The organism is Streptomyces sp. NPDC053750, from assembly GCF_044544295.1.
GTDB lineage: Bacteria > Actinomycetota > Actinomycetes > Streptomycetales > Streptomycetaceae > Streptomyces.
Genome location: NZ_JBITXB010000004.1, coordinates 485021 through 510666 on the forward strand (window position 1 = coordinate 485021; position 25646 = coordinate 510666).

20 protein-coding genes are annotated in these 25646 nt (G+C 70.6%); 11 read left to right on the forward strand and 9 right to left on the reverse strand.

Annotation, left to right across the window (positions count from 1 at the left end; genetic code table 11):
- Positions 1–188 precede the first annotated feature (188 nt).
- Positions 189–1574 (forward strand): VWA domain-containing protein, encoded by a 1386-nt coding sequence (locus tag ACIGO6_RS14970; protein ID WP_399875608.1) that lies wholly within the window; start codon positions 189–191, stop codon positions 1572–1574.
- Between the two features lie 24 nt (positions 1575–1598).
- Here the strand turns inward: ACIGO6_RS14970 and ACIGO6_RS14975 are convergent, their stop codons facing one another.
- The 3 genes from ACIGO6_RS14975 to ACIGO6_RS14985 all read right to left on the reverse strand — a co-directional run bounded on the left by ACIGO6_RS14975 (position 1599) and on the right by ACIGO6_RS14985 (position 5127).
- Positions 1599–2471 (reverse strand): hypothetical protein, encoded by an 873-nt coding sequence (locus tag ACIGO6_RS14975; RefSeq protein WP_399875610.1) that lies wholly within the window; start codon positions 2469–2471, stop codon positions 1599–1601.
- A gap of 182 nt (positions 2472–2653) precedes the next feature.
- On the reverse strand, positions 2654–3748 hold the full coding sequence (locus ACIGO6_RS14980; RefSeq protein WP_399875612.1) for a metallophosphoesterase: 1095 nt from the start codon (positions 3746–3748) through the stop codon (positions 2654–2656).
- Between the two features lie 266 nt (positions 3749–4014).
- Positions 4015–5127, reverse strand: a complete 1113-nt coding sequence (locus ACIGO6_RS14985) for a LacI family DNA-binding transcriptional regulator (RefSeq protein WP_399875614.1) — start codon at positions 5125–5127, stop codon at positions 4015–4017.
- A gap of 425 nt (positions 5128–5552) precedes the next feature.
- Between ACIGO6_RS14985 and hisC the strand changes: the two genes are divergently transcribed.
- The 5 genes from hisC (at position 5553) to ACIGO6_RS15010 (ending at position 14172) form a co-directional block, all read left to right on the forward strand.
- Positions 5553–6632, forward strand: a complete 1080-nt coding sequence (gene hisC, locus ACIGO6_RS14990) for a histidinol-phosphate transaminase (RefSeq protein WP_399875616.1) — start codon at positions 5553–5555, stop codon at positions 6630–6632.
- Positions 6633–6920: 288 nt separating this feature from the next.
- Positions 6921–8426, forward strand: a complete 1506-nt coding sequence (locus ACIGO6_RS14995; RefSeq protein WP_399875617.1) for a cytochrome ubiquinol oxidase subunit I — start codon at positions 6921–6923, stop codon at positions 8424–8426.
- A gap of 20 nt (positions 8427–8446) precedes the next feature.
- Complete coding sequence (cydB, locus tag ACIGO6_RS15000) at positions 8447–9451, forward strand: cytochrome d ubiquinol oxidase subunit II (protein WP_399875618.1); 1005 nt, start codon at positions 8447–8449, stop codon at positions 9449–9451.
- Between the two features lie 22 nt (positions 9452–9473).
- The gene (gene cydD / locus ACIGO6_RS15005; protein ID WP_399875620.1) at positions 9474–12974 is read left to right on the forward strand and encodes a thiol reductant ABC exporter subunit CydD; all 3501 of its coding nucleotides are present in this window, start codon (positions 9474–9476) and stop codon (positions 12972–12974) included.
- A 154-nt stretch (positions 12975–13128) separates the two neighbouring features.
- Entirely contained in the window at positions 13129–14172 is a 1044-nt protein-coding gene (locus tag ACIGO6_RS15010) for a M23 family metallopeptidase (protein ID WP_399875622.1), read from the forward strand.
- Positions 14173–14202: 30 nt separating this feature from the next.
- Here ACIGO6_RS15010 and ACIGO6_RS15015 read toward each other — a convergent pair whose 3' ends face one another.
- The 4 genes from ACIGO6_RS15015 to ACIGO6_RS15030 all read right to left on the reverse strand — a co-directional run bounded on the left by ACIGO6_RS15015 (position 14203) and on the right by ACIGO6_RS15030 (position 18693).
- Positions 14203–15090 carry a Cof-type HAD-IIB family hydrolase gene (locus ACIGO6_RS15015; protein ID WP_399875624.1) on the reverse strand — a complete coding sequence of 296 codons (888 nt, stop codon included), beginning with the start codon at positions 15088–15090 and terminating at the stop codon, positions 14203–14205.
- A gap of 161 nt (positions 15091–15251) precedes the next feature.
- A complete protein-coding gene (locus ACIGO6_RS15020; protein WP_399875626.1) occupies positions 15252–16154 on the reverse strand; it encodes an LLM class flavin-dependent oxidoreductase in 903 nt (300 codons plus the stop codon).
- Between the two features lie 77 nt (positions 16155–16231).
- The gene (locus ACIGO6_RS15025; protein ID WP_399875628.1) at positions 16232–16780 is read right to left on the reverse strand and encodes an RNA 2'-phosphotransferase; all 549 of its coding nucleotides are present in this window, start codon (positions 16778–16780) and stop codon (positions 16232–16234) included.
- A 155-nt stretch (positions 16781–16935) separates the two neighbouring features.
- On the reverse strand, positions 16936–18693 hold the full coding sequence (locus ACIGO6_RS15030) for an SDR family oxidoreductase (RefSeq protein WP_399875630.1): 1758 nt from the start codon (positions 18691–18693) through the stop codon (positions 16936–16938).
- A 251-nt stretch (positions 18694–18944) separates the two neighbouring features.
- On the opposite strand from ACIGO6_RS15030, the gene ACIGO6_RS15035 reads away from it, so the two are divergent.
- From ACIGO6_RS15035 to ACIGO6_RS15055, 5 genes are all read left to right on the forward strand, one after another.
- Positions 18945–19907 (forward strand): ABC transporter ATP-binding protein, encoded by a 963-nt coding sequence (locus tag ACIGO6_RS15035; protein ID WP_399875632.1) that lies wholly within the window; start codon positions 18945–18947, stop codon positions 19905–19907.
- Entirely contained in the window at positions 19897–20805 is a 909-nt protein-coding gene (locus ACIGO6_RS15040) for an ABC transporter permease (protein WP_399875634.1), read from the forward strand. Before ACIGO6_RS15035 ends, ACIGO6_RS15040 begins: the two co-directional genes overlap by 11 nt.
- Positions 20802–21713 (forward strand): ABC transporter ATP-binding protein, encoded by a 912-nt coding sequence (locus tag ACIGO6_RS15045; protein ID WP_311571309.1) that lies wholly within the window; start codon positions 20802–20804, stop codon positions 21711–21713. The genes ACIGO6_RS15040 and ACIGO6_RS15045 overlap by 4 nt, the downstream gene beginning before the upstream one ends.
- 11 nt (positions 21714–21724) lie before the next feature.
- Complete coding sequence (locus ACIGO6_RS15050) at positions 21725–22444, forward strand: ABC transporter permease subunit (protein WP_399875636.1); 720 nt, start codon at positions 21725–21727, stop codon at positions 22442–22444.
- 121 nt (positions 22445–22565) lie between these two features.
- Positions 22566–22865: a hypothetical protein gene (locus tag ACIGO6_RS15055; protein WP_399875638.1), complete on the forward strand. Its 300-nt coding sequence runs from the start codon at positions 22566–22568 to the stop codon at positions 22863–22865.
- A 168-nt stretch (positions 22866–23033) separates the two neighbouring features.
- On the opposite strand, the gene ACIGO6_RS15060 is transcribed toward ACIGO6_RS15055, so the two are convergent.
- Both ACIGO6_RS15060 and serS read right to left on the reverse strand, forming a co-directional pair.
- Positions 23034–23813 (reverse strand): HAD family hydrolase, encoded by a 780-nt coding sequence (locus ACIGO6_RS15060; protein ID WP_399875866.1) that lies wholly within the window; start codon positions 23811–23813, stop codon positions 23034–23036.
- An 83-nt stretch (positions 23814–23896) separates the two neighbouring features.
- Positions 23897–25174, reverse strand: coding sequence for a serine--tRNA ligase (gene serS / locus ACIGO6_RS15065; protein ID WP_399875640.1), 1278 nt, complete (start codon positions 25172–25174; stop codon positions 23897–23899).
- Positions 25175–25646 lie beyond the last annotated feature (472 nt).

Consider the following 25646-nt stretch of genomic DNA (forward strand, 5'->3'; position numbering starts at 1 on the left):
GCTGGGTGGCTCCCGTCCTGAACGGCGCTACCCAGCCCCCGCATCTCTATGAGTTGGCCGAGGCTGACGCATTCCTGCTCGGCGGCCGTCACCAGACTGAGCCGACGGTCGGGACGGTGGCACGGAGGGGACAGCCCGCCCGGGTCCGCCCCCTCCCACTGAGGGGCCCGTCTCGGCACACTGGGCGCATGACAGCCACCTCCCTGACCAAGGGTGCCAATCTCGCCGTCGACTCCCCCACGGTGCGCGTCGAACTCGTCTGGTCCACCGGTCCGGGTGTGCCCGAGGTCGACGCCTCCGCGCTGCTGCTCACCCCGGCCGGACGGGTACGGGACGACGCCGACTTCGTCTTCTACAACCAGCCCCGCCACGCGTCCGGCGCGGTGAGGCACACCGGCAAGCAGGGCGGCTCGGGCGCGGGCGTCACGACCGACGCCGTCGAGGTGGACCTCCGCTCGGTGGAACCAGCCGTCGACCGCATCGTCCTGTGCGCCTCGGCGGACGGCGGGACGTTCGGCCAGGTGTCGGGGCTGTCCCTGCGCCTGCTGGACGCCGGATCCCGGACCGAGCTGGCCCGGTTCGACATGGCGGCCGGGACGGAGACCGCACTGGTCGGCGGCGAGCTGTACCGGCGTCAGGGACAGTGGAAGTTCCGCGCGGTCGGGCAGGGCTACGCCTCCGGGCTCGCTGGGCTGGCCACCGACTTCGGCATCACGGTGGACGACGCTCCTCCGGCGTCGCCGGCACCCCTGTCGCCCACGGCGCCGACAGCCCCACCTCCCTCGTCCGCGCCGCCGGGGCCTGCCGGCCCGCGCCTCACCAAGGGTGAGGAACGCCTCCCCGTGGACATGCGCAAGCGCCTGTCCCTGCGCAAGGAGCAGGTCGCGGTCAGTCTGCGCAAGCACGGTGCTGCCGATGTCACCGCGCGCGTCGTCCTGGTCCTCGACGCGTCCGGGTCCATGTCCTTCCTCTACTCCAAAGGCGTGGTGACCGACGTCGTGGAGCGGATGGCCGCCGTGGCCGCGCAGCTGGACGACGACGGTGAGATGCAGGCATGGACCTTCGCGTCGAACCCCGCGCGGCTGCCCGACCTCCGCCTGGGCGACCTTCCCGAATGGCTGCGGCTGCACGTACGTGTGGGGGAGATCAGCCTCTTCCGCCGTGGCAGGAAGAAGGGACTGCACCCCGACCAGGTCGACATGCGTGCGGTCGGAATCCAGAACGAGGAACAGAAGGTGATCGCCGAAGTCCGCGCCTTCGTCCGGGACAACCCGGCGTCGGCTCCGACCCTGGTGCTGTTCTTCTCCGACGGCGGTGTCTACCGCAACGCCGAGATCGAGCGGGAACTGCGGGAGGCGGTGGAGGAACCGGTCTTCTGGCAGTTCGTGGGGCTCGGACGGTCCGACTACGGGGTGCTGGAGCGTTTCGACACCCTTCCGGGCCGCCGCGTCGACAACGTCGGCTTCTTCGCCGTGGACGACATCAGCACCGTCCCGGACGCCGAGTTGTACGACCGTCTGCTGTCGGAGTTCCCGTCCTGGATCACTGCCGCCGGCCGGGCGGGCATCCTGTGATCCGCTGCCCGCCCCGGCCGGTGACTACTCCGGACGGTGTTCCGGACCGCCGAAGTCCGGGCTGCTGTAGTCCGGGCTCGAGTAGCTCGGGCGTGACCCCGCGTTCGGGCCCTCGCCCGGGCTGGTGAATCCGGGGCGGGCGTAGCCGAGGTGGGGCATCCGGCTGGTCGGCGTCGCCGGTCCCGACGGATGCAGGGCGGCCGCCGCGCCGGGGTCCGCGAGGGCCTCCCGCAGGAAGGGCAGGATGCCGCGTTCCAGCAGGGCCTCGTGCCAGGCGTCCCGGGCCCGGGTCACCTCCTCGTCGAGTGCGCCGTAGTGGCCGGACTCGGCGGAGGGGTGGTTGCGCAGTGCGGTGAGCAGCAGTCCCACGCCGGCGACGAGGATCGCCACCGCGGTCACGGCGCCGAACACCCAGCCGGTGGTGAGCATGGTCTGGGCGAACGTCTGTCCCGGGTCGAGCATTTTCAGGATGTAGCCGACGAGCAGGAAGATCGCCGCCGCGGTGCCGGCCAGGACGGGTGCCAGGACGGCGACGACGGCGACGGCACCCGCGCCGGTCGTCTCGGCGACCTCGCCCATCGTGGCGGCGAGCCGCACCGCGCCCGTGCCCGGCTGCTCGGAGTCGGTCTCGTGCGCGGACGACGACGGGGTGGACGACGCCGGGTGGCGCAGTTCCTCGCGGACCTTCACGTAGTGCTGGTACTCGGTCGTGGCCGCCGCCGAGATGAGTGCGGTGGCGTTGAGTGCCATGGTGCGCAGTTGTTCGGCGTTCAGCCGCTGTCCGACAGCGGCCAGTTCCGGGCGGTGTGGTGCGGAGCGCAGCGCCTCGTCGAGGAGCCGCTCGTACTCTTGGCGGTCCTCGTTCGACAGGTACTGCGGAACGCTGTTCATGTGCATCCCCCGATGCTCCGTAGGGCTTGGGGCTCGCATGCCAACGAGCCGTCGGGCAGAAACGGAGGGGAGCCTGCTACGGATAAGCCGATGGTAGAGCGGTGACGGTGCGCGGTGACAGGGGGTTTCCAGAAATTGGGTGCCGACCTGTACGGACGGCGCCCGGGAACAGACCGTTCGGTGAACGGTCAGGCGTCGAGCGGAAGTTGCTGGACCAGCAGTTTTCCGGCCATGGTCACGCCGCCGTCCATCGCGATGGCCAGTCCGTCCGCATACACGTGGGGTCCCTCGACCGCGGTACGGGTGTCGTCCTCGCCGTCCTCGGAGCCGACCTCGCCCAGCAGATACGGGATGGGGCTGTGGCCGTGGACGATCCGGGTGCCGCCGTACGTGTCCAGCAGCGAGCGCACGGCGTCGGCGCCGCCCTCGTCGCGGAAGGAGAAGCGCTTGGTGAGCTTGCGGAACAGGTCCCACACCTCTTCCGCGTCGTTGCGCGTGAGCGTCTCGCGGACGGTGTCGTTGACCTCCTCGATGGAGCGGCCGTAGTCGAGGTAGGTGGTGGCGTCCGAGTGGACCAGGAGGTGGTCGTCGACCTCTTCCATGGCGTCGAGGCGGGCCATCCACTGCAGGTGGTGGTCCTGGAGGCGGTCCATGTCGGTCTTCTGGCCGCCGTTCAGCAGCCAGGCCGCCTGGAAGGTGGCGGTGCCCGCGCCGGAGTTGATCGGCGTGTCGCCGAACCGCTTGGCGCCGAGCAGCAGCAGCTCGTGGTTGCCCATCAGCGCCTTGCAGTAGCCGCCTGCCGCGGCGGCCTCGGCGGACAGCCGCATCACCAGGTCGATGACGCCGATGCCGTCCGGGCCGCGGTCCGTGAAGTCGCCGAGGAACCACAGGCGGGAGGTGCCCGCGCACCACCGGCCCGCTTCGTCGACGAGGCCCTTCTCCTGCAGGGCGGCCACCAGCTGGTCGAGGTAGCCGTGCACGTCGCCGACGACGAACAGGGGGCCCTGCCCGGTGGCGGTCTGCGGCACCGGAACCGGATCGGGGTCGACGGTCACCTGGACGGTGTCACCCCGACGGATGACCGGAAGGTCGCGCTGCGTGGGTGTGTACCCCTCCGGAAAGGCCTCCTCGGAGGGGGGCACGGCGTCGCCCGGGTGCGTGCCGGCGGCGGCGTACGGAGCGGTCTCGTGGACATACGCGGGCACCCGGAAGTCGCGCACCGTCGCCGTCCGCTCCACCTCGGGTCCCTGACCGGCCCCCTGAGTCATTGACCCCTCCACCATCGCGCCGCATCTGCACCGCTTCGGACTGCCTGGTCGCAGCGGCCCGCGGTGTGTGGGCCCATCATAGGAATGCGGATCGCGCTGTGTGATGACCCAGGGGTGGTGAATCAGAACATGGCTCCGGTTCACCGCGGCTTTCGCCCCGATTGGGCCGGTCTTCGTCCGTCCGATGCGGTGACGCGAGCACGCTCCGGGCGCGTCGGTACCGCCTCCACCGCCCCTGCCGCCTGCCTGCCGGGTCTCGCCCCGCGCGCGTCCGGGGCGCCCTACGCGCCCTCGGGTGACCGCGGCGGGCTGACCGTCGTGCGGGGCGGGCGGCGCTGGGACGAGGTGCGCACGATCAGTTCTGTCGGTATCACCTGTTCGACCGGCCGGTCGCCATCGAGCCCTTCGATGGCGTCGATGAGGACCTGGATCACCGCCGTGCCGATGCGGCGGGGCTTCAGCGACAACGTTGTGATGGGCGGCTCGGTACTGGCGTACACGGTGGATTCGCTGCAGCAGACCAGCAGCAGGTCCTCCGGGACGCGCAGCCCGTAGCGGCGGGCGGCGGCGAGCAGGTCGGTGCCGTTCGGATCGAACAGCCCGTAGACGGCGTCGGGCCGGTCGGGGCGGGCGAGCAGCCGGTCGGCGGCGACCGCGCCGGCGCAGGGATCGTGCGCCGGGTAGGCCTCGTAGACCGGGTCCTGGCCGACGCGCTCGCACCAGCGCAGGTACGCGGTGGTCGACAGGTGGGTGTACGTGTCGGTCGTGGTGCCGGTGAGCAGGCCGATCCGGCGGGCACCGGCGGCGGCCAGGTGGTCGAGGATGCCGAGTACGGCCGCCTCGTGGTCGTTGTCGACCCAGGCGGTGACGGGCAGCGAGCCGGCCGGGCGGCCGTCCGAGACGACCGGTAATCCCTGGCGGACCAGCTCGCTGACGACAGGGTCCTGGTCGGAGGGGTCGATGACGACCGTGCCGTCGAGCGCGACGTTGGACCACACGTCGTGCCGGGAGGTCGCCGGGAGGATGACGAGGGCGTAGCCGCGGGCGAGCGCGGCGGAGGTGGCGGCGCGCGCCATCTCGGCGAAGTACGCGAACTCGGTGAAGGTGAAAGGTTCATCCCCGTACGTCGTCACGGTCAGGCCGATGAGTCCCGACTTGCCCGTGCGAAGCGTGCGGGCGGCGGCCGAGGGCCGGTAGCCCAGTCGGTCGGCGACCTCGCGCACATGGCGCCGGGTGGCATCCGGGAGTCGGCCTTTGCCGTTGAGGGCATCGGAGACGGTCGTGATGGATACTCCGGCGGCGGCGGCCACGTCCCTGATACCCGCCCGGCCCGGCCGGCTGCCTCGACGTGAGGTTTCCGCGCGGCTCACCTGGTGCTTCCCTGCTGCTGTCATGGCGAGCCGATAGTAGGGCTCATGAGGTGGGGTAGTGCGGACGCATATGCACGCGTTGACAGTCACGTTTCTGCATGGTCATTAACCGGTAAGGCCCTTGGAAAGTGAGGAAGTTGGCCGCAGGCATCCCAGTACCTGGCGTGTCGACCAGTGAGGGCCTGCCAAGTGGTCGATGTTGCGAAGAGGTCTCAACTCACCTGCACGAGGGATGCGCGCCACGGCGCAAGCCACCGGCGCATAGATATATGTGCGGCGCGCCCCCCGAATCGTGCGCCTTCGTGCACTGATGCACCTGATGCGAAGGTGACGGATGAGGCTGACGGACGAGGTCCGCTCTCGGTCCGCTCTCGCCTATACGCAGCGGCGCCGAATCCTCATAAGGTGAGAAGTATTCGATGCCGGTGGTGGTCACGAGGAGGACTGCGGTGAGCGAGACGAGCCCCAAGCTGCGCGCCGAGCTGGAGGGGATTCCCACCTACAAGCCGGGCAAGCCCGCGGCGGCCGACGGTCCGGTGGCCTACAAGCTGTCCTCCAACGAGAACCCCTATCCGCCCCTGCCGGGCGTGATGGAGACGGTGACGGCCGCTGCCTCGTCGTTCAACCGGTACCCGGACATGGCCTGTACGTCCCTGATGGGCGAGCTGTCGGACCGGTTCGGGGTGCCCCTCTCCCACCTGGCCACGGGTACCGGATCGGTCGGAGTGGCCCAGCAGCTGATCCAGGCGACCTCGGGCCCGGGCGACGAGGTGATCTACGCCTGGCGCTCCTTCGAGGCGTACCCGATCATCACGCAGATCAGCGGTGCGACGTCCGTGAAGGTGCCACTGACGCCGGGCGATGTGCACGACCTGGACGCGATGGCGGCCGCGATCACCGACCGGACGCGGCTCATCTTCGTCTGCAACCCCAACAACCCGACGGGCACGGTCGTGCGGCGGGCCGAGCTGGAACGGTTCCTCGACCGGGTGCCGAGCGACGTCCTCGTGGTCCTCGACGAGGCCTACCGCGAGTTCATCCGCGACCCCGAGGTCCCGGACGGCGTGGAGCTCTACCGGAAGCGGCCCAACGTCTGCGTCCTGCGGACCTTCTCCAAGGCGTACGGCCTCGCCGGCCTGCGGGTCGGCTTCGCGATCGCCCACGACCCCGTGGCGGCGGCGCTGCGCAAGACGGCGGTGCCCTTCGGCGTGAGCCAGATCGCGCAGGAGGCGGCGATCGCCTCACTGCGGGCCGAGGACGAGCTGATCGGTCGGGTCGGGTCGCTGGTGTGCGAGCGCACGCGCGTGGTCGACGCGCTGCGCGCGCAGGGCTGGACGGTGCCGGAGACCCAGGCCAACTTCGTGTGGCTGCGGCTGGGGGAGCGTACGGTCGCCTTCGCGGAGCGGTGCGAGCGGGCCGGGGTGGTCATTCGGCCGTTCCCCGGTGAGGGGGTGCGGGTGACGATCGGGGAGAGCGAGGCGAACGACATCTTCCTGAAGGTGTCGGGAGAGTTCCGCGAGGAGCTGTAGGAACCGAAGGGCTCGCCGAGGGCCGGCCGGCAGCGCCAGTGCGGCGCTGTCCGGTCGGTCGGGCGGGCCCTTCTTTTCCGCTGTCGTTCAACAGTTTGTTGGATTTCTTGCCCAGGGGTTGACGTCACAGGGGACCCCCCTTCCGGCGTCGAAAAGCTGTACGTCATAATTGCTTGTGAATGTGAACGCGTTCACAAGCGTGTCCCGGTTGCGCCCGCGTTGGGTGTGACATACACGCACAAACTGCCGCTGACGGCGGCGATGTGGCGATGTAAGGAGACTGACGACGTGGACATGGCTCTGGCGCCGGAGACGCTGGCGCGATGGCAGTTCGGCATCACGACCGTCTACCACTTCCTGTTCGTCCCCCTGACGATTTCGCTGGCCGCCCTCACGGCGGGGCTGCAGACCGCGTGGGTCCGCACCGAGAAGGAGAAGTACCTCAGAGCGACCAAGTTCTGGGGCAAGCTCTTCCTGATCAACATCGCCATGGGTGTCGTCACCGGCATCGTGCAGGAGTTCCAGTTCGGCATGAACTGGTCCGACTACTCCCGCTTCGTCGGTGACGTCTTCGGTGCGCCGCTCGCCTTCGAGGCGCTGATCGCCTTCTTCTTCGAGTCGACCTTCATCGGCCTGTGGATCTTCGGCTGGGACAAGCTGCCCAAGAAGATCCACCTGGCCTGCATATGGATGGTCTCGATCGGCACCCTGCTGTCGGCGTACTTCATCCTCGCGGCCAACTCCTGGATGCAGCACCCCGTCGGCTACCGGATCAACGAGGAGAAGGGCCGCGCCGAACTCACCGACTTCTGGCAGGTACTGACCCAGAACACCACGCTCAACCAGGTCTTCCACAGCTTCTCGGCGGCCTTCCTGACGGGCGGCGCCTTCATGGTCGGCATCGCCGCCTTCCACCTGATGCGCAAGAAGCACATCCCGGTGATGCGGACGTCGCTCCGGCTCGGCCTGGTCACCCTGGCCGTCGGCGGCGTGCTCACCGCGGTCAGCGGCGACACCCTCGGCAAGGTCATGTACGAGCAGCAGCCGATGAAGATGGCCGCCGCCGAGGCACTCTGGGACGGCGAGGAACCGGCACCCTTCTCCGTGTTCGCCTACGGAGACGTCGACAAGGGACACAACAAGGTCGCCCTGGAGATACCCGGGCTCCTGTCCTTCCTCGCCCACAGCGACTTCGACTCGTACGTGCCCGGCATCAACGACACCAACAAGGCCCTGCAGGAGGAGTTCGGCCCCGGCGACTACAAGCCCATCGTCCCCGTCGCCTACTGGGGATTCCGCTGGATGATCGGCTTCGGCATGGCGTCCTTCTCCCTCGGGCTGCTGGGCCTCTGGCTGACCAGGAAGAAGTTCCTGCTGCCGCCCGCCCTGCGCACCGGCGAGGACGAGGTGCCGCACCTGGTGCTGCTGCGCAAGCCGTTGGGGACACGGCTCTCCCGGCTGTACTGGCTCCTGGCGCTGTGGACGATGGCCTTCCCGCTGATCGCCAACTCCTGGGGCTGGATCTTCACCGAGATGGGCCGGCAGCCCTGGGTCGTCTACGGCGTGATGCAGACCCGGGACGCCGTCTCCCCCGGCGTGTCCACGGCCGAGGTCATCACCTCGATGTCCGTCTTCACCCTGCTCTACGCCGTCCTGGCCGTCATCGAGGTCAAGCTGCTCGCCAAGTACGTCAAGGCGGGCCCGCCCGAGCTCACCGAGGCCGACCTCAACCCGCCCACGAAGATCGGCGGCGACCTCCGTGACGCCGACAAGCCGATGGCCTTCTCGTACTAGGCCGAGGGAGCTGCACAGTCATGGAACTGCACGACGTCTGGTTCGTTCTGATCGCCGTCCTGTGGACCGGCTACTTCTTCCTGGAGGGCTTCGACTTCGGGGTCGGCGTGCTCACCAAGCTGCTCGCCCGCAACCGGGCCGAGAAGCGGGTGCTGATCAACACCATCGGCCCCGTGTGGGACGGCAACGAGGTGTGGTTGCTCACGGCCGGTGGTGCGACCTTCGCCGCCTTCCCCGAGTGGTACGCCACGCTCTTCTCCGGCTTCTATCTGCCCCTGCTCGTCATCCTGGTCTGCCTGATCGTCCGGGGCGTCGCCTTCGAGTACCGGGTGAAGCGGCCCGAGGAACGCTGGCAGCGCAACTGGGAGACCGCGATCTTCTGGACCTCGCTGATCCCGGCCTTCCTGTGGGGTGTGGCGTTCGGCAACATCGTCCACGGCGTGAAGATCGACCGGGACATGGAGTACGTCGGCTCCGTCTGGGACCTGCTCAACCCGTACGCCCTGCTCGGCGGCCTGGTCACGCTGACGCTGTTCACCTTCCACGGGACGGTGTTCACGGCACTCAAGACCGTCGGTGAGATCCGCGAGCGGGCCCGGACCCTCGCCCTGCGCGTCGGTCTTGTCACCGCCGTGCTGTCCCTGGCCTTCCTGCTCTGGACGCAGCTGGACCGGGGCGACGGCAAGAGCCTGGTCGCGCTCGTGGTGGCCGTCGCAGCACTGGTCGTCGCCCTGATGGCCAACCAGGCCGGGCGTGAGGGCTGGTCGTTCGCCTTGTCGGGTGTCACCATCGTGGCCGCCGTGGCGATGCTCTTCCTGACGCTGTTCCCGAACGTCATGCCGTCCACGCTCGACGCGGACTGGAGCCTCACCGTCACCAACGCCTCGTCCAGCCCCTACACCCTGAAGATCATGACCTGGCTGGCGGTGGTCGCCACACCGGTCGTCCTGCTCTACCAGGGGTGGACCTACTGGGTGTTCCGCAAGCGGATCGGCACCCAGCACATCGCCGAAGCCGCGCACTGACTCCGACCGGGGTGTGTTTCACGTGAAACCCATCGATCCACGTCTTCTGCAGTACGCCCGCGCCACCCGGTTCTTCCTGGCAGCGGTCGTCGTCCTCGGCGCCGTCGGGGCGGGGCTGCTCGTCGCGCAGGCGATGCTCATCGCCGAGGTGGTCGTCGGAGCCTTCCAGCGGGGCCGGCCGGTCAGCGAACTCAGCACCGCGCTGCTGCTGTTGGTGGCCGTTGCCTGCGGTCGCGCGCTGGTCGGCTGGCTCACCGAGCTGGCCGCCCACCGTGCGAGCGCGGCGGTGAAGTCGGAGCTGCGAGGCCGGCTGCTGGAGCGGGCCACCGCGCTCGGTCCTGGCTGGCTGAGCGGACAGCGGACCGGGTCGCTGGTCGCCCTGGCCACCCGCGGAGTCGACGCCCTCGACGACTACTTCTCGCGCTACCTGCCCCAGCTGGGGCTCGCGGTGGTCGTGCCCGTGGCGGTGCTGGCGCGCATCGTCACCGAGGACTGGGTCTCGGCGGCCATCATCGTCGGCACCCTGCCGCTCATCCCGATCTTCATGATGCTGATCGGCTGGGCCACGCAGTCCCGGATGGACCGACAGTGGCGGCTGCTGTCCCGGCTGTCCGGTCACTTCCTGGACGTGGTCGCGGGCCTGCCGACGCTGAAGGTCTTCGGGCGGGCGAAGGCACAGGCCGAGTCGATCAGGCGCATCACCGGCGAGTACCGGCAGGCCACCCTGCGGACGCTGCGGATCGCCTTCCTGTCGTCCTTCGCGCTGGAACTGCTCGCCACCCTGTCGGTGGCGCTCGTCGCCGTCACCATCGGTATGCGGCTCGTCCACGGTGACATGGCCCTGTACGACGGCCTGGTCGTACTCGTACTCGCACCCGAGGCCTATCTGCCGCTGCGACAGGTCGGCGCCCAGTACCACGCGGCGGCCGAGGGGCTGGCCGCCGCCGAGGAGATCTTCTCGGTGCTGGAGCGGCCCACCCCGGCGGCGGGAACCGGCCCCGTACCGGCACATGGTGCCCTGTCCTTCGAGGACGTGACGGTCCGCTATCCCGGACGCGCCGCGGACGCCGTGACGGACGTGAGTTTCACCGTCGAGCCCGGGGAGACGGTCGCGCTGGTCGGCCCGAGCGGGGCGGGCAAGTCGACGCTCCTCCACGCCCTCCTCGGCTTCGTACGCCCGGCCGGAGGACGCGTCCGCATCGGGGGAGCCGACCTCACGACCCTCGACCCGGCGCAGTGGTACGCCCACGTCGCCTGGGTTCCGCAGCACCCGCATCTGTACGCCGGCACCATCGCCGAGAACGTACGGCTGGCCCGGCCCGACGCCGACGACGCCGCCGTACGGAGGGCGCTGCGGGACGCGGGTGCGCTGGCCTTCGTCGATGCCCTGCCGGAGGGCGCGGGGACCGTGCTGGGGGAGTACGGGGCCGGGCTGTCCGCCGGGCAGCGGCAGCGGCTCGCACTGGCCCGGGCGTTCCTCGCCGACCGGCCGGTGCTGTTGCTGGACGAGCCGACGGCGGCACTCGACGGTGCCACCGAAGGTGAGGTCGTGGCCGCGGTGCGCAGGCTGGCGGAGGGACGGACGGTGCTGCTGGTGGTGCACCGGCCGGCACTGCTGGAGGTGGCCGACCGGGTGGTGCGGCTCGATGAGCCGGTGGTCGCCGCCGCAACGGACGGCAGTCACAGGGCGCCGACTGATCGCGCCATCGAGGAGGCACCTGGAACGCACGCTCCGGTCTCCCCCGACCACCTGGACACCTCGGCGGAGCCCCGGGGCGGCGTCCTCTCCAGGGTGCGCGCGATGGCCGCCACCCGGCGCGGGCGACTCGGACTCGCCCTGGTGCTCAGCAGCCTGGCGCTCGGCAGTGCCGTCGGCCTGATGGCCACCTCCGGGTACCTGATCTCGCGGGCCTCCGAGCAGCCGCCGGTGCTGTACCTGATGGTGGCCGTGACGGCGACGCGCGCCTTCGGTATCGGGCGGGCCGTGTTCCGCTACGCCGAGCGGCTGGTGTCGCACGACGCCGTGCTGCGGATGCTCGCCGACACCCGGGTCGCCGTGTACCGGCGACTGGAGCGGCTGGCCCCCGCCGGCCTGCGCCGCAGCCGCCGGGGCGACCTGCTCTCCCGGCTCGTCGCCGATGTCGACGCCCTGCAGGACTACTGGCTCCGCTGGCTGCTGCCCGCCGCGTCGGCGGTCGTCGTCTCGGCCGCGTCGGTCGGCTTCACGGCCTGGCTGCTGCCCGAGGCCGGTGCCGTGCTCGCGGTCGGTCTGCTCGCGGCCGGAGCCGGGGTCCCGCTGGTCACCGGTGCCGTGGCACGACGGGCGGAGCGCAGGCTGGCCCCCGCCCGCGGTGTGCTCGCCACCCGGGTGACCGACCTGCTCACCGGCACCGCCGAGCTGACCGTCGCCGGTGCCCTGCCCGCGCGCGCCGCCGAGGCACGCCGGGCCGACGGCACACTCACCCGGATCGCCTCGCGTGCCGCAACCGCCACCGCGCTGGGCGACGGGCTCACCGCCCTGATCTCGGGGCTGACCGTCGCGGGCGCCGCCCTCGCCGGAATCCAGGCGGTCGCCGACGGCCGGCTCGCCGGCGTGGCCATGGCCGTCGTCGTACTCACCCCGCTGGCCGCTTTCGAGGCCGTACTCGGGCTGCCCCTTGCCGTGCAGTACCGGCAACGCGTGCGCAGGAGCGCCGAGCGCGTGTACGAGGTGCTCGACGCTCCCGAGGCCGTACGGGAGCCGGAGACGCACCGGAAGGCGCCCGCGTCGCCGTTCCCGGTCGTCCTCACGGGACTGGCCGCGCACCACCCCGGTCAGGGCAGGAATGCCCTGGCGGGGCTGGACCTGACGCTGGCGGAGGGGCGCCGCATCGCCGTGGTCGGACCGTCCGGGGCGGGCAAGTCGACGCTGGCCCAGGTCCTGCTGCGGTTCCTCGACGCGGACGCGGGCTCCTACACCCTGGCCAGCGTGGACGCCTACGCCCTGGCCGGCGACGACGTCCGACGGCTCGTCGGGCTGTGCGCCCAGGACGCGCACCTCTTCGACAGCTCGGTGCGCGAGAACCTGCTCCTGGCCAGGAAGGACGCCACCGAGGCCGAGCTGCGCGACGCGCTGGCGCGGGCCCGGCTGCTGGAGTGGGCCGATGGTCTGCCGGACGGCCTGGACACCTTGGTCGGGGAGCACGGAGCCCGGCTGTCCGGTGGCCAGCGGCAGCGGCTGGCCCTCGCCCGGGCGCTGCTGGCCGAATTTCCGGTCCTCGTGCTCGACGAGCCCGCCGAGCACCTCGACCTGCCGACCGCCGACGCGCTCACCGCCGACCTGCTCGCTGCCACCGAGGGCCGTACGACCCTGCTGATCACGCACCGTCTGGCGGGCCTGGACGCCGTGGACGAGGTGATCGTGCTGGACGAGGGCCGCGTCGTGCAGCGAGGAACGTATGCGGAACTGGCCGGCGTGCCGGGGCCACTGCGGGCGATGGCCGAGCGGGAGGCGGCATCGGAGCTGCTGGTGGGGGCGCGATGACCGGGGGGCCGACGGCGGCACGACGGTGCTGTGGGCGGTGCGCCGGACGTTGGCCCATGTGCAGTAGCCGTACTGGGCCGTGCGCATCAACGGGTCCCCCACTCGTACGACCCGGACAAGACCGTGCGCCCGTGTTCGCGCCACGATCCCTGACATGCGCTCACATCGCCGACACCCGCTGCTCGTTCCGGTGCTGCTGTGCGCACTGGCCGTGCTCGCGGCCCGCCCCACCGACGCCGACCCGGACGAGGGAGGCTCGGGTCTCGGCGCGGAGGTGGCCCGGCTGTACGAGGATGCGGCCAGGGCCACCCAGCGGTACGAGGACGGGCGGCGCGAGGCCGCGGCGCAACGGTCGAAGGCCCTGGAGTACGAGAAACTGCTCGACCGGCAGCGGCAGAAGATCGACGCCATGCACGAGGACCTGGGGCGCATCGCCCGTGCTCAGTACCGCAGTGGCGGCGCGCTCCCGTTCACGGTGCGGATGTACCTCGCGGACGACCCCGACGAGATGCTGCGCGGTCAGCGCGCCGTGGAACGCGCGGAACTGGCCGTCAACAAGGCCATCGCCAAGAGCCGGCGGGCCGAGGCACGGCTCGCCGCCGACGAGGCCAAGGCGCAAGCGGCCTGGCACGCGCTGGAAGAACGCAACGCCGGTCTGGCGGAGCTGAAGGAGCGGATCGAGGGCCGGCTGCGCGCCGCGCGGTTGCGGCTGGAAGGACAGGCGGACGCGTCGGTGGCAGCCGGTTCGTGTCCGGGCGCGGTCCGCCTCGACCAGCCGGACGTGCGCTTCGACCAGTCCTGGGTAGCACCGGTGAAGTCGTACGAGCTGTCGGCGTCCTTCGGCAGTGCCGGGGCGCGCTGGTCGAGCCGGCACACCGGGCAGGACTTCGCGGTGCCGGTCGGGACACCCGTGCGCTCGGTCGGCGAAGGCCGGGTGGTGAAGGTGTCGTGCGGCGGCGCCTTCGGCATCCAGGTCGTGGTGCGGCACGCGGGCGGCTACTACACGCAGTACGCCCATCTCGCCGCCGTCTCCGTCGACCAGGGGGACCGGGTCGGCCCTGGGCAGTGGATCGGACAGTCGGGCAGCACCGGCAACTCCAGCGGCCCGCACCTGCACTTCGAGGTACGGGTCACACCGGAGACGGGCTCGGCGCTGGACCCGGCGCCGTGGCTGTCGCAGCGCGGGGTGCCGCTGTGACCGGGCGGGCTGGTGCCGCGAGGCCGCCCGCTACGGCAGGTCCGCCAGCATCCGCTCGATCACGACCGCCACCCCGTCGTCGTTGTTGGCGACCGTCCGCCCCGATGCCGCGGCGACCACGTCCGGATGCGCGTTGCCCATCGCGTACGACTGCCCCGCCCAGGTGAGCATCTCGACGTCGTTCGGCATGTCACCGAAGGCGACGACCTCCTCGTGCGAGATGCCGCGCTCGGCGCAGCACAGGGCGAGCGTGCTGGCCTTGGAGACCTCCGGCCCGCTGATCTCCAGCAGGGCGCTGGGACTGGACCGGGTGACGTTGGCGCGGTCCCCGATGGCGAGACGGGCCAGCGCGAGGAACCCGTCGGGGTCCATCTCGGGATGGAAGGCAAGGATCTTGAGGACCGGCTCGGCGGCAGTGCGACCGTCGGGCGCGAGGATCTCCTCCGCGGGCGCGAGGTCGTCGGGGACCTCCATGTGCAGCTTCGGGTACGCCGGCTCCTGGTGGAAGCCGTACGTCTGCTCGACCGCGTACACCGTGCCGGGCGCGGCCTCGCGCAGCAGTCGTACGGCGTCCAGCGCGTTGTCCCGGGGAAGTTCGCGGACCTTCACGAACCGGTGGGCGCCGGGGCCGCCGTGCAGGTCGACCACCGCTGCACCGTTGCCGCAGATGGCGAGGCCGTGACCGTGGACGTGGGCACTGACGACGTCCATCCAGCGGGCGGGACGGCCGGTGACGAAGAAGACCTCGATGCCTTCCTTCTCGGCGGCGGCCAGGGCGGCGACCGTGCGCGGGGAGACCGATTTGTCGTCGCGCAGCAGTGTGCCGTCGAGGTCGGTGGCAATGAGCCGCGGGCGAGTGGCGGCGGCCGGGGTCTCGGGCTGTCGGGTCGCTGAGGTCACCCGGTCATTGTCACGCATATGCCCGCACGCCCGTGCGAGACTCCGCACATCTGTGAGCTACGGCTCTCATCGGCGCCGTCCCGTTCCTGTCGTGGGCGTCAGCGGACCTGCGGCCACCTCAGCCGTCGTTCACTTCAGCCCATGGTGCACATCAGTCGCATTTCACGTCAGCCCGCGCTTTACTTCAGCTGCGACAACGCCTCCGTGGCGATCCGCTCGAAGATCTTCTCGTCCGCCGTGAAGTCCGAGTCGGGGATCGGCCAGTGGACGACGAGCTCGGTGAAGCCCAGGTCGCGGTGCCGGCCCGCGAAGTCCACGAACGCGTCCACGGACTCCAGGGGCCGACTGCGGTCGGGTGTGAAGCCGGTGAGCAGAACCTTGTCGAGCTCGCTCACGTCGCGGCCGAGGGCGGCGCAGGCGTCGGCCAGCTTGTCGGCCTGCCCCCGCAGTGCCCGGTCCGACTGCTCGGGGGTGCCGCTCTCGTACAGCTTCGGGTCGCCGGTGGTCACCCATGCCTGCCCGTACTGCGCGGCGAGCCGCAGACCGCGGGGGCCGGTGGCGGCCACCGCGAACGGCAGTCGCGGCCGCTGCGCACAGCCCGGAATGTTGCGCGCCTCGTGCGCCGAGTAGAAGTCGCCCTCGTAGGACACGGCATCCTCGGTGAGCAGCCGGTCGAGCAGCGGGAGGAACTCGGCGAAACGGTCGGCCCGCTCACGCGGCGTCCACGGCTCCTGTCCGAGCGCTGTGGCGTCGAATCCGGTACCGCCTGCTCCTATGCCGAGCGTGAACCGGCCGCCGGAGATGTCGTCGAGGGAGATCAGCTCCTTGGCGAGCGTCACCGGGTGCCGGAAGTTGGGCGACGTCACCAGCGTGCCGAGGCGCAGCCGCTCCGTGACGGCCGCGGCAGCGGTCAGTGTCGGCACGGCACCGAACCACGGTCCGTCCCGGAAGCTCCGCCAGGACAGGTGGTCGTAGGTGTACGCGGTGTGGAGTCCCAGTTGCTCGGCGCGCGTCCAGGTCGAGCGCCCACCTTCGTGCCAGCGGCGGTACGGGAGGATCACGGTGCTCAGGCGCAGACTCATGCCGCCGAGCCTATGCGGTCGTTCCTGTTTCACGTGAAACGTCTGCCGACTGGAACCGTACGTCGCTGCTCGGGGGGTCAGTGTTGAGTGGGAAAACGCAGGTACTGCGCAGGGACGGTCTCCGTCAGCCAGACCCCGTTCGCGCTGACGCGGAAGACATGACCGTCTCGGTGCATCGCGGCGGCGTCCACCGACAGCACGACCGGACGGCCGCGGCGGGCACCGACCCGGGTCGCCGTCTCGCGGTCCGGTGAGAGGTGCACGTCGTGCCGGCTCATCGGCCTCAGCCCTTCCGCGCGGATCGCGTCCAGGTTCCGGGCCACGGTGCCGTGGTAGAGGTGCGGTGGCGGGGTCGCCGCGGGCAGCCCCAGGTCCACGTCGATGCTGTGGCCCTGGCTGGCACGGATACGGGTGCCCTCGATCGCGAAGCGCCGCTTGTCGTTGGTGGCGACCACATGGTCGAGCTCTTCCCGGGTGAAACGGAAGCCGTGCGCGGCCGCCGCGGCGATCAGGGCGTCGATCTCGACCCAGCCGGCCTCGTCGAGCGTGAGTCCGATGCGCTCCGGCTGGTGGCGCAGGTGCTTCGACAGGTACTTGGAGATCTTCACAGTGCGTCTGTCGTCCATGTCTCCTCGCGCTTGCGCGTGTTCTCGCCGGTGTTCCTGATGCATGACACCAGCGTGCCGAGAGAGACCTGCATCACGCGATCGATTTTGCCGACGATGTTTGATCCACAGTCAAGCCTGGTTATCCACAGGCAGATTGGCCGATCCTGTGGAAACTACAGCGGTGGGGTCACCCGGGCCAGCCGCCTCCACGCCCGGGGCATGAAGCGCGACAGGAGATGCGCACCGCGTGCCTCCGGGGTCACCGGCACCACGGCCCGGTCGTGCACGACCGCCTCCAGGACCGCGTCGGCGACCTTCTCCGGTGGATAGTTGCGCCACCCGTACAGTCGGGCGGAACGCTGCTGCCGCCGCTTCTCCTCCGCGGCGTCGACCCCGGCGAAGTGCGCCGTCGAGGTGATGTTGGTGTTGACGAGGCCGGGGCAGATCGCCGTGACCCCGATCCCCTGCCCGGCCAACTCGGCGCGCAGGCACTCGCTCAGCATCAGCACGGCCGCCTTGGAGGTGCTGTAGGCGGGCAGCGCCCGAGAGGGCTGGAAGGCCGCCGCCGACGCGATGTTGACGATGTGGCCGCCCTGTCCGCGATCGGTCATCTGCCGGCCGAACAGGCGGCATCCGTGGATCACGCCCCACAGATTGACGTCGAGGACCTTCTTCCAGTCCTCCGGCGTGGTGTCGAAGAAGGAGCCCGACAGGCCGATCCCGGCGTTGTTCACGAGAACGTCCACCACGCCGTACTCGGCGGCGACCCTGGCCGCCAGATTCTCCATGGCCTGCTCGGCGGAGACGTCGACGGTCTCCGCCCATGCCTGCGTCGCACCGGTCGACCGGGACAGCTCCGCGGTGCGCGCGGCGGACTCGGCGTCGCGGTCGACGGCCACCACGCGGGCGCCGGCCTCGGCGAACGCGAGCGCCGTCGCCCGCCCGATGCCACTGCCCGCCCCGGTGACCAGCACCAACTGCCCGCTGAAACGGTCGGCGTGCCTGCCGCTCGCCGTCTCCGCGGACCGCCCGCCGTCGACGGCGGTGACGAACTCGGTGATCCAGTCCGCCAGCCGGTCCGGCCGGGTGCGCGGCACCCAGTGCTTGGCGGGCAGCGTGCGACGGATCAGCCGCGGTGCCCACAGCTCCAGTTCGTCGTAGAGCCGCTCCGACAGGAACGCGTCGCCGAGAGGCGTGATGAGCTGCACGGGCGCGTGTGCGTAGGCGTCGTCGCGCGGGCTGCGCAGCCGGGGCCGGACGTTGTCCCGGTACAGCCACGCCCCGTGTGCCGCGTCCGACGGCAGGGACGGGGTCGGGTAGTCGCCGCCGGGCACCTTCTCCACGCGCCGGAGGATGCCCGGCCAGCGCTTGCCGAGGGGGCCGCGCCAGGCCAGCTCGGGCAGGACGGGCGTGTGCAGCAGGTACACGTACCAGGACTTGGCGCCCTGGCCGAGGAGCTGGCCGACCCGGCGCGGGGTGGGGCGCTTGAGGCGCCTGTTGATCCAGTGTCCGAAGTGGTCGAGGGACGGCCCGGACATCGAGGTGAAGGAGGCGATGCGGCCCTCGGTGCGCTTGACCGTGACGAACTCCCAGGACTGCACCGAGCCCCAGTCGTGGCCCACCAGGTGCACGGGCCGGCCGGGGCTGACCGCGTCCACCACGGCCAGGAAGTCGTCCGTCAGTTTCTCCAGCGTGAACCCGCCGCGCAGCGGGCTCGGCGCCGTGGAACGGCCGTGGCCCCGGACGTCGTAGAGGACCACGTGGAAGCGGTCGGCGAGGCGGACGGCGACCTCGGACCAGACCTCCTTGCTGTCCGGGTAGCCGTGCACCAGGACGACCGTGGGACGCCCCGGGTCGCCCAGTTCGGCCACGCACAGTTCGACCCCGCCCGTGCGCACCCAGCGCTCCCGCGCACCGTCCAGCACCGTCATCCGTCCTCCGCCCGCGCCGCAGTCCCCACGCTCTCCCCGGGCCCCGTGATCGGTGACGACGAGGATCGTGCCGCCGAATCTCCCAGTTGTTAGACCCGACGTCAATAGGGCGGTCGCGAGGCCGGAACTCCGCTCCGTAGCTCTCAGGCACTGCATCCCTTACGGGCCCGTACTACTCGAGTCTGACGCGAAGACGGCTCTCCGGTCTGACGACCGCAGTGGCGCCGGTCACTACTGTCGTGGATGTGACTGTGATCGCGACCGAAAGCCTGAGCAAGCGGTTCCCCCGGGTGACCGCGCTCGACCGGCTCTCCGTGGACATCGGACCCGGTGTGACCGGACTCGTCGGTGCCAACGGCGCCGGCAAGTCCACCCTGATCAAGATCCTGCTGGGTCTGTCCCCCGCCACCGAGGGCCGGGCCGAAGTGCTCGGACTGGATGTCGCCACCAAGGGCGCCGACATCCGCGAGCGGGTCGGCTACATGCCGGAACACGACTGCCTGCCGCCCGACGTCTCGGCCACCGAGTTCGTCGTCCACATGGCACGCATGTCCGGCCTGCCGCCCACCGCCGCCCGCGAACGCACGGCCGACACCCTGCGCCACGTCGGCCTGTACGAGGAGCGCTACCGGCCCATAGGCGGCTACTCGACGGGCATGAAGCAACGCGTCAAGCTCGCGCAGGCCCTCGTCCACGACCCCCAGCTGGTCTTCCTCGACGAGCCGACCAACGGCCTCGACCCGGTCGGTCGCGACGAGATGCTCGGCCTCATCCGCCGCATCCACACCGACTTCGGGATCTCCGTCCTGGTCACCTCGCACCTGCTGGGCGAACTGGAACGCACCTGCGACCACGTCGTCGTCGTCGACGGCGGCAAACTGCTGCGTGCCAGCTCCACCACCGACTTCACCCAGACCACCACGACCCTCGCGATCGAGGTCACCGACACCGACGAGCACCCCGATGGCACCCGCGCGGTGCGCGACGCGCTCCACGCGCGCGGAGTGACCGTCCAGGACGGCAGCGGCCTGCCCGGCGCAGGCCACGTCCTGCTGCTCACCGCGGCGGGCGAGGAGACCTACGACCTGATCAGGGACGTCATCGCCGGCCTCGGCCTCGGCCTGGTGCGCATGGAACAGCGTCGGCACCACATCTCGGAGGTCTTCAAGGACAGCGACGCAGAACGGAAGGAGGCGGTCGGCCATGGCAACTGAACAGCCCGTCATCGGCGCGTCGGGTGACCAGACCCGCATCCACAACATCGGCTACCGCAGCTATGACGGCCCCCGCCTCGGCCGCGCCTACGCCCGCCGCTCGCTGTACTCGCAGTCCCTGCGCGGCGCCTACGGCCTCGGCCGCTCGGTCAAGTCCAAGGTCCTGCCGATGCTGCTCTTCGTGGTGATGTGCCTGCCCGCGGCCATCATGGTCGCCGTCGCCGTCGCCACCAAGGCCAACGACCTGCCCCTGGACTACACGCGCTACGCCATCGTCATGCAGGCCGTCATCAGCCTCTACGTCGCCTCACAGGCCCCCCAGTCCGTCTCGCGCGACCTGCGCTTCAAGACCGTGCCGCTCTACTTCTCCCGGCCGATCGAGACCTCCGACTACGTCCGCGCCAAGTACGCGGCGCTGGCCTCGGCCCTGTTCATCCTCACCGCGGCTCCCCTGCTGGTGCTGTACGTGGGCGCGCTGCTCGCCAAACTCGACTTCGCGGACCAGACCAAGGGGTTCGCACAGGGACTCGTCTCCGTGGCACTGCTCTCGCTGCTCTTCGCCGGCCTCGGCCTCGTCGTCGCCTCGGTCACCCCGCGCCGCGGCTTCGGCATCGCGGCCGTCATCGCCGTACTGACCATCACCTACGGCGCGGTCTCCACCCTCCAGGCCATCGCGGACGTCCAGGGCAGCTCCGGAGCCGTCGCCTGGATCGGCCTGTTCTCGCCGATCACCCTCATCGACGGTGTGCAGGCCGCCTTCCTGGGCGCCACCTCGGCCTTCCCCGGCGGAATCGGCCCGAGCAACGCGGAGGGCGCGGTCTACGTCCTCGTCACCCTGGGCCTGATCGCCGGCGCCTACGGCCTGCTGGTGCGCCGCTACACGAAGGTGGGACTGTGACCACGCTGAACATCGACCACGTCTCCCGCTGGTTCGGCAACGTGGTCGCCGTCAACGACATCACCATGACGATCGGCCCCGGCGTCACCGGCCTCCTCGGACCCAACGGCGCCGGCAAGTCCACCCTCATCAACATGATGGGCGGCTTCCTCGCCCCCTCGACCGGATCGGTCACCCTCGACGGCCAGCCGGTCTGGCGCAACGAAGCCATCTACAAGCACATCGGCATCGTCCCCGAACGCGAGGCGATGTACGACTTCCTCACCGGCCGCGAATTCGTCCTCGCCAACGCCGAACTGCACGGCCTCGGCGCCAAGGCGGCCCACGAGGCCCTCGCCACCGTGGAGATGGAATACGCCCAGGACCGGAAGATCGCCACCTACTCCAAGGGCATGCGGCAGCGCGTGAAGATGGCGAGCGCCCTCGTCCACCAGCCCTCGCTGCTCCTGCTCGACGAGCCGTTCAACGGGATGGACCCGCGCCAGCGCATGCAGCTGATGGACCTGCTGCGCCGCATGGGCGACGAGGGCCGCACGGTGCTGTTCTCCTCGCACATCCTCGAAGAGGTCGAACAGCTCGCCTGGCACATCGAGGTCATCGTCGCCGGACGGCACGCCGCCAGTGGCGACTTCCGCAAGATCCGCCGCCTGATGACCGACCGACCGCACCGCTACCTGGTGCGCTCCAGCGACGACCGGGCTCTCGCGGCGGCGCTGATCGCCGACCCGTCGACGTCCGGCATCGAGGTCGACCTCGCCGAAGGCGCCCTGCGTATCCAGGCCGTCGACTTCGGCCGGTTCACGGCCCTGCTGCCGAAGGTCGCCCGCGACCACGGCATCCGGCTGCTCACGGTCTCGCCGTCCGACGAGTCCCTCGAGTCCGTCTTCTCGTATCTCGTCGCGGCGTAGGAGGCCGAAGAATGTACGACCCCACAGTCGCCAGGCTCACCTACCGAGCCCTGCTCGGCCGCCGCCGGGCCCTCATCCTGGGCGCGCTGCCGCTGCTGCTGCTCGTGATCGCCGTGGCGGTGCGCGCGCTCTCCGGAGCCGACGACCAGACGGCGGCGGACGTGCTGGGCGGGTTCGCGCTGGCCACCATGGTCCCGATCATCGGTGTCATCGCCGGCACCGGCGCCATCGGCCCCGAGATCGACGACGGCTCGGTGGTGTACCTGCTGTCCAAGCCGATCAAGCGACCCACGATCATCTTCACCAAGCTGATCGTCGCCATAGCCGTCACGATGGTCTTCTCCGCCGTGCCCACCCTGCTCGCCGGCCTGATCCTCAACGGCAACGGCCAGCAGGTCGCCGTCGCCTACACGATCGCCGCGCTGGTCGCCTCCATCGCCTACGCCGCACTGTTCCTTCTGCTGGGCACCGTGTCCAGGCACGCAGTGGTCTTCGGACTCGTCTACGCCCTGGTCTGGGAGGCCCTGTTCGGCTCCCTGGTGCCCGGCGCCCGCACGCTGAGCGTCCAGCAGTGGTCCCTGGCGGTGGCCCAGAAGGTCGCCGACGGGAACCTGGTGACCTCCGACGTCGGCCTGCCGACCGCGACGGTACTGCTGGTCGCGGTCACCGTGCTCGCGACCTGGTACGCCGGCCAGAAGCTGCGGTCGCTGACGCTCGCCGGAGAGGAGTGACCGGCCCCCGGCCCTGACGGGGCCTTCACCCCGGCCCGGGCACACTGGGCCGGAACCCACGGGGGACGGACGTACGAGGGGACACGACGGACTCAAGGCGCACAGAACCGGGAGGAACCGGATGGCGGGCCAGACACCTCAGCAGAACGCCCACGAGCAGCCGGAGGACGACGGCGGAAACGGCGGGAACGGCAGGGGTGGTGGCCCCGAGGACGCGGCCGGTGACGACACCTGGGACCGCCTCGTCCTCGACGAGGATTTCGTGCGCGCCGCCGATACTTCCGAGCCGTCGGCACGCGCTCGGATGCTGACCGCCCGCTGGCGCCGCGAGAAACCCGAGCCGCAGCCCTGGCGCTCCGACGAGCCGCCCGCCGGATGGTTCTTCAGCAAGGGCCGACGCCGGAGATGGCGCCGACGGTAAGGCGGCGTACGTCCGCTTTTAATCGGTGGCGCCCGGCTTTCCGTACCGGCACTGTGGTGCCTGCACGAGGCCGGACGGCGCCGGCGAGATCGGTCGGCCGCTTCGAGCACGCGAGACGCCTCGCGTGGGCCGACCGACGGGGACGCCGGCGCCGTCCGGACCGTGCGGTCAGGCCGACAAACGCTCCAGCACCACCGCGATGCCGTCCTCGTCGTTCGAGGACGTCACCTCGTCGGCCACCGCCTTCAGCGCCTGGTGGGCATTGGCCATCGCCACGCCCCGGGCGGCCCAGCCGAACATCGGGATGTCGTTGGGCATGTCGCCGAAGGCGATCGTGTCGGAGGCCTTCAGACCGAGCCGGCGCGCCGCCAGCGACAGGCCGGTGGCCTTGGACAGGCCGAGGGGAAGCAGCTCGACTATGCCGGCACCGGCCATGGTGACCGTGACGAAGCCGCCGGCGGTGCGCCGGGCGGCCTCGGCCAGCTCGTCGTCCGACAGGGTCGGATGCTGGATGTAGATCTTGTTCAGCGGCGCCGACCACAGGTCCGACGCGTCGGTGAAGGGCACCGCCGGAAGGTGGCCCCCGACCTCGTAGCCCGGGCCGACCAGCACGTCGCCGTCGAGACCGTCGCGGCTCGCCGCCAGGTACAGCGGACCGGTCTCCGCCTCGATCTTGGCCAGCGCCACCCCGGCCAGCTGACGGTCGAGCGTGACCGAGGTCAGCAGCCGGTGCTCCCCGGCGTGGTAGACCTGCGCGCCCTGACCGCAGACCGCCAGCCCTTCGTAGCCCAGGTCGTCGAGGATGTGCCGGGTCCACGGGACCGCGCGGCCGGTGACCACGATGTGGGCCGCGCCCGCCGCGGTGGCCGCGGCGAGCGCCTCACGGGTGCGCGGCGAGATCGTGTCGTCGCCGCGCAGCAGCGTGCCGTCGAGATCGGTCGCGACCAGGCGGTACGGGAAGCTCCCCGACCGGCCGGGCTCGGACCCCGCGGCGGAACCGGTGTCGGCCCCCGTGGCGGAACTGGTGTCGCTCACTTGGCCACCGGCTCCAGGACCTCCCGGCCGCCCAGGTACGGGCGCAGCACCTCGGGGACGCGCACCGAGCCGTCGGCCTGCTGGTGGTTCTCCAGGATCGCCACGATGGTGCGCGGCACCGCGCACAGTGTGCCGTTGAGCGTGGCCAGCGGGCGCACCTTCTTGTCCTCGCGGACGCGGATGGACAGCCGACGCGACTGGAACTCGGTGCAGTCCGAGGTCGAGGTCAGCTCGCGGTACTTGCCCTGGGTCGGGATCCACGCCTCGCAGTCGTACTTGCGCGAGGCCGAGGAGCCCAGGTCGGCCGAGGCGACGTCGATGACCCGGAACGGCAGCTCCAGCGACGTCAGCCACTGCTTCTCCCACTCCAGCAGGCGCTGGTGCTCGGCCTGCGAGTCCTCGGGGAGGACGTAGGAGAACATCTCGACCTTGTCGAACTGGTGTACGCGGAAGATGCCGCGGGTGTCCTTGCCGTGCGAGCCCGCCTCGCGGCGGAAGCAGGGCGAGAAGCCGGCGTAGCGCAGCGGCAGGCGGTCGGCGTCGATGATCTCGTCCATGTGGTACGCCGCCAGCGGCACCTCGGACGTGCCGACCAGGTACAGGTCGTCCTTGTCGAGGTGGTAGACGTCCTGGGCCGCCTGACCGAGGAAGCCGGTGCCGGCCATCGACTGCGGACGGACCAGCGCCGGAGTCAGCATCGGGGTGAAGCCGGCCGCCGTGGCCTGGGCGATCGCCGCGTTGACCAGGGCCAGCTCCAGGAGCGCGCCGACACCGGTCAGGAAGTAGAAGCGCGAACCGGAGACCTTGGCACCGCGCTCGACGTCGATGGCGCCGAGCAGCTGGCCCAGCTCCAGGTGGTCCCGGGGCTCGAAGCCCTCGGCCGCGAAGTCGCGGTGCGTGCCGTGCGTCTCCAGCGTGACGAAGTCCTCCTCGCCGCCGACGGGCACGTCGGGGTGGACGAGGTTGCCGAGCCGCTGGAGCAGCTCCTGGGTCTCGGTGTCGGCCGCGTCGCGTTCGGCGTCGGCCGCCTTGACGTCGGTCTTCAGCTGCTCGGCGCGCTTGAGCAGCTCGGCCTTCTCGTCTCCGGAGGCCTTGCCGATGAGCTTGCCGAGGCCCTTCTGCTCGGCGCGCAACTCGTCGAAGCGGACGCCGGACGACCTGCGCCGCTCGTCGGCAGACAGGAGGGAGTCGACGAGGGCGACGTCCTCTCCACGGGCGCGCTGCGACGCGCGCACACGGTCGGGGTCCTCACGGAGCAGGCGAAGGTCAATCACGCGGTCAAGGCTACCGGTGCGCGGTCTCGGGTCTCGACCCGCTATTGCCCGTCGCGGGCCGCGTATTCGTCAACCAGGTCCGCTGCGGTCCCTGGAACAGGGCAGTGGCCGTGTGGCGGGTTGACCGGATTCCCTTGTGGAGAACGGGACTTGGGGTGTTGCCGACCACCGCGATCCACAGCCCGGAAAAGTTATCCACAGGCTGTGCGAAAGATCTGTGGAATCCGGCTGGGCCCCAGGGGTGGTTCTTGCGAATTCGGGGCCCAAACCCTTCAGGACCGCACTTTCGAGTGGAAACGTGCCACTCGGGTCACTCTGGGGAATGGCGGACGAGAGACGGGTGGACGAAGGGTGACCTGTGGGCCTGTGGACGAAGAAGGGTGCTGTAGGCGGATTTGTCGACTGAATGGTGCTTCGTTGTCGACTTGTCCCCAGGTCGAGAAGCGGACCTGTGGATAACTTCTGTGGACAA

What these genes read in the sequence shown, in the direction of transcription:
- ACIGO6_RS14970 (WP_399875608.1), top strand. Translation starts at nt 189, where the DNA reads ATGACAGCCACCTCCCTGACCAAGGGTGCCAATCTCGCCGTCGACTCC.
- ACIGO6_RS14975 (WP_399875610.1), bottom strand. Translation starts at nt 2,471, where the DNA reads ATGCACATGAACAGCGTTCCGCAGTACCTGTCGAACGAGGACCGCCAA.
- ACIGO6_RS14980 (WP_399875612.1), bottom strand. Translation starts at nt 3,748, where the DNA reads ATGGTGGAGGGGTCAATGACTCAGGGGGCCGGTCAGGGACCCGAGGTG.
- ACIGO6_RS14985 (WP_399875614.1), bottom strand. Translation starts at nt 5,127, where the DNA reads ATGACAGCAGCAGGGAAGCACCAGGTGAGCCGCGCGGAAACCTCACGT.
- cydB (WP_399875618.1), top strand. Translation starts at nt 8,447, where the DNA reads ATGGAACTGCACGACGTCTGGTTCGTTCTGATCGCCGTCCTGTGGACC.
- ACIGO6_RS15010 (WP_399875622.1), top strand. Translation starts at nt 13,129, where the DNA reads ATGCGCTCACATCGCCGACACCCGCTGCTCGTTCCGGTGCTGCTGTGC.
- ACIGO6_RS15015 (WP_399875624.1), bottom strand. Translation starts at nt 15,090, where the DNA reads ATGCGTGACAATGACCGGGTGACCTCAGCGACCCGACAGCCCGAGACC.
- ACIGO6_RS15020 (WP_399875626.1), bottom strand. Translation starts at nt 16,154, where the DNA reads ATGAGTCTGCGCCTGAGCACCGTGATCCTCCCGTACCGCCGCTGGCAC.
- ACIGO6_RS15025 (WP_399875628.1), bottom strand. Translation starts at nt 16,780, where the DNA reads ATGGACGACAGACGCACTGTGAAGATCTCCAAGTACCTGTCGAAGCAC.
- ACIGO6_RS15030 (WP_399875630.1), bottom strand. Translation starts at nt 18,693, where the DNA reads ATGACGGTGCTGGACGGTGCGCGGGAGCGCTGGGTGCGCACGGGCGGG.
- ACIGO6_RS15040 (WP_399875634.1), top strand. Translation starts at nt 19,897, where the DNA reads ATGGCAACTGAACAGCCCGTCATCGGCGCGTCGGGTGACCAGACCCGC.
- ACIGO6_RS15050 (WP_399875636.1), top strand. Translation starts at nt 21,725, where the DNA reads ATGTACGACCCCACAGTCGCCAGGCTCACCTACCGAGCCCTGCTCGGC.
- ACIGO6_RS15055 (WP_399875638.1), top strand. Translation starts at nt 22,566, where the DNA reads ATGGCGGGCCAGACACCTCAGCAGAACGCCCACGAGCAGCCGGAGGAC.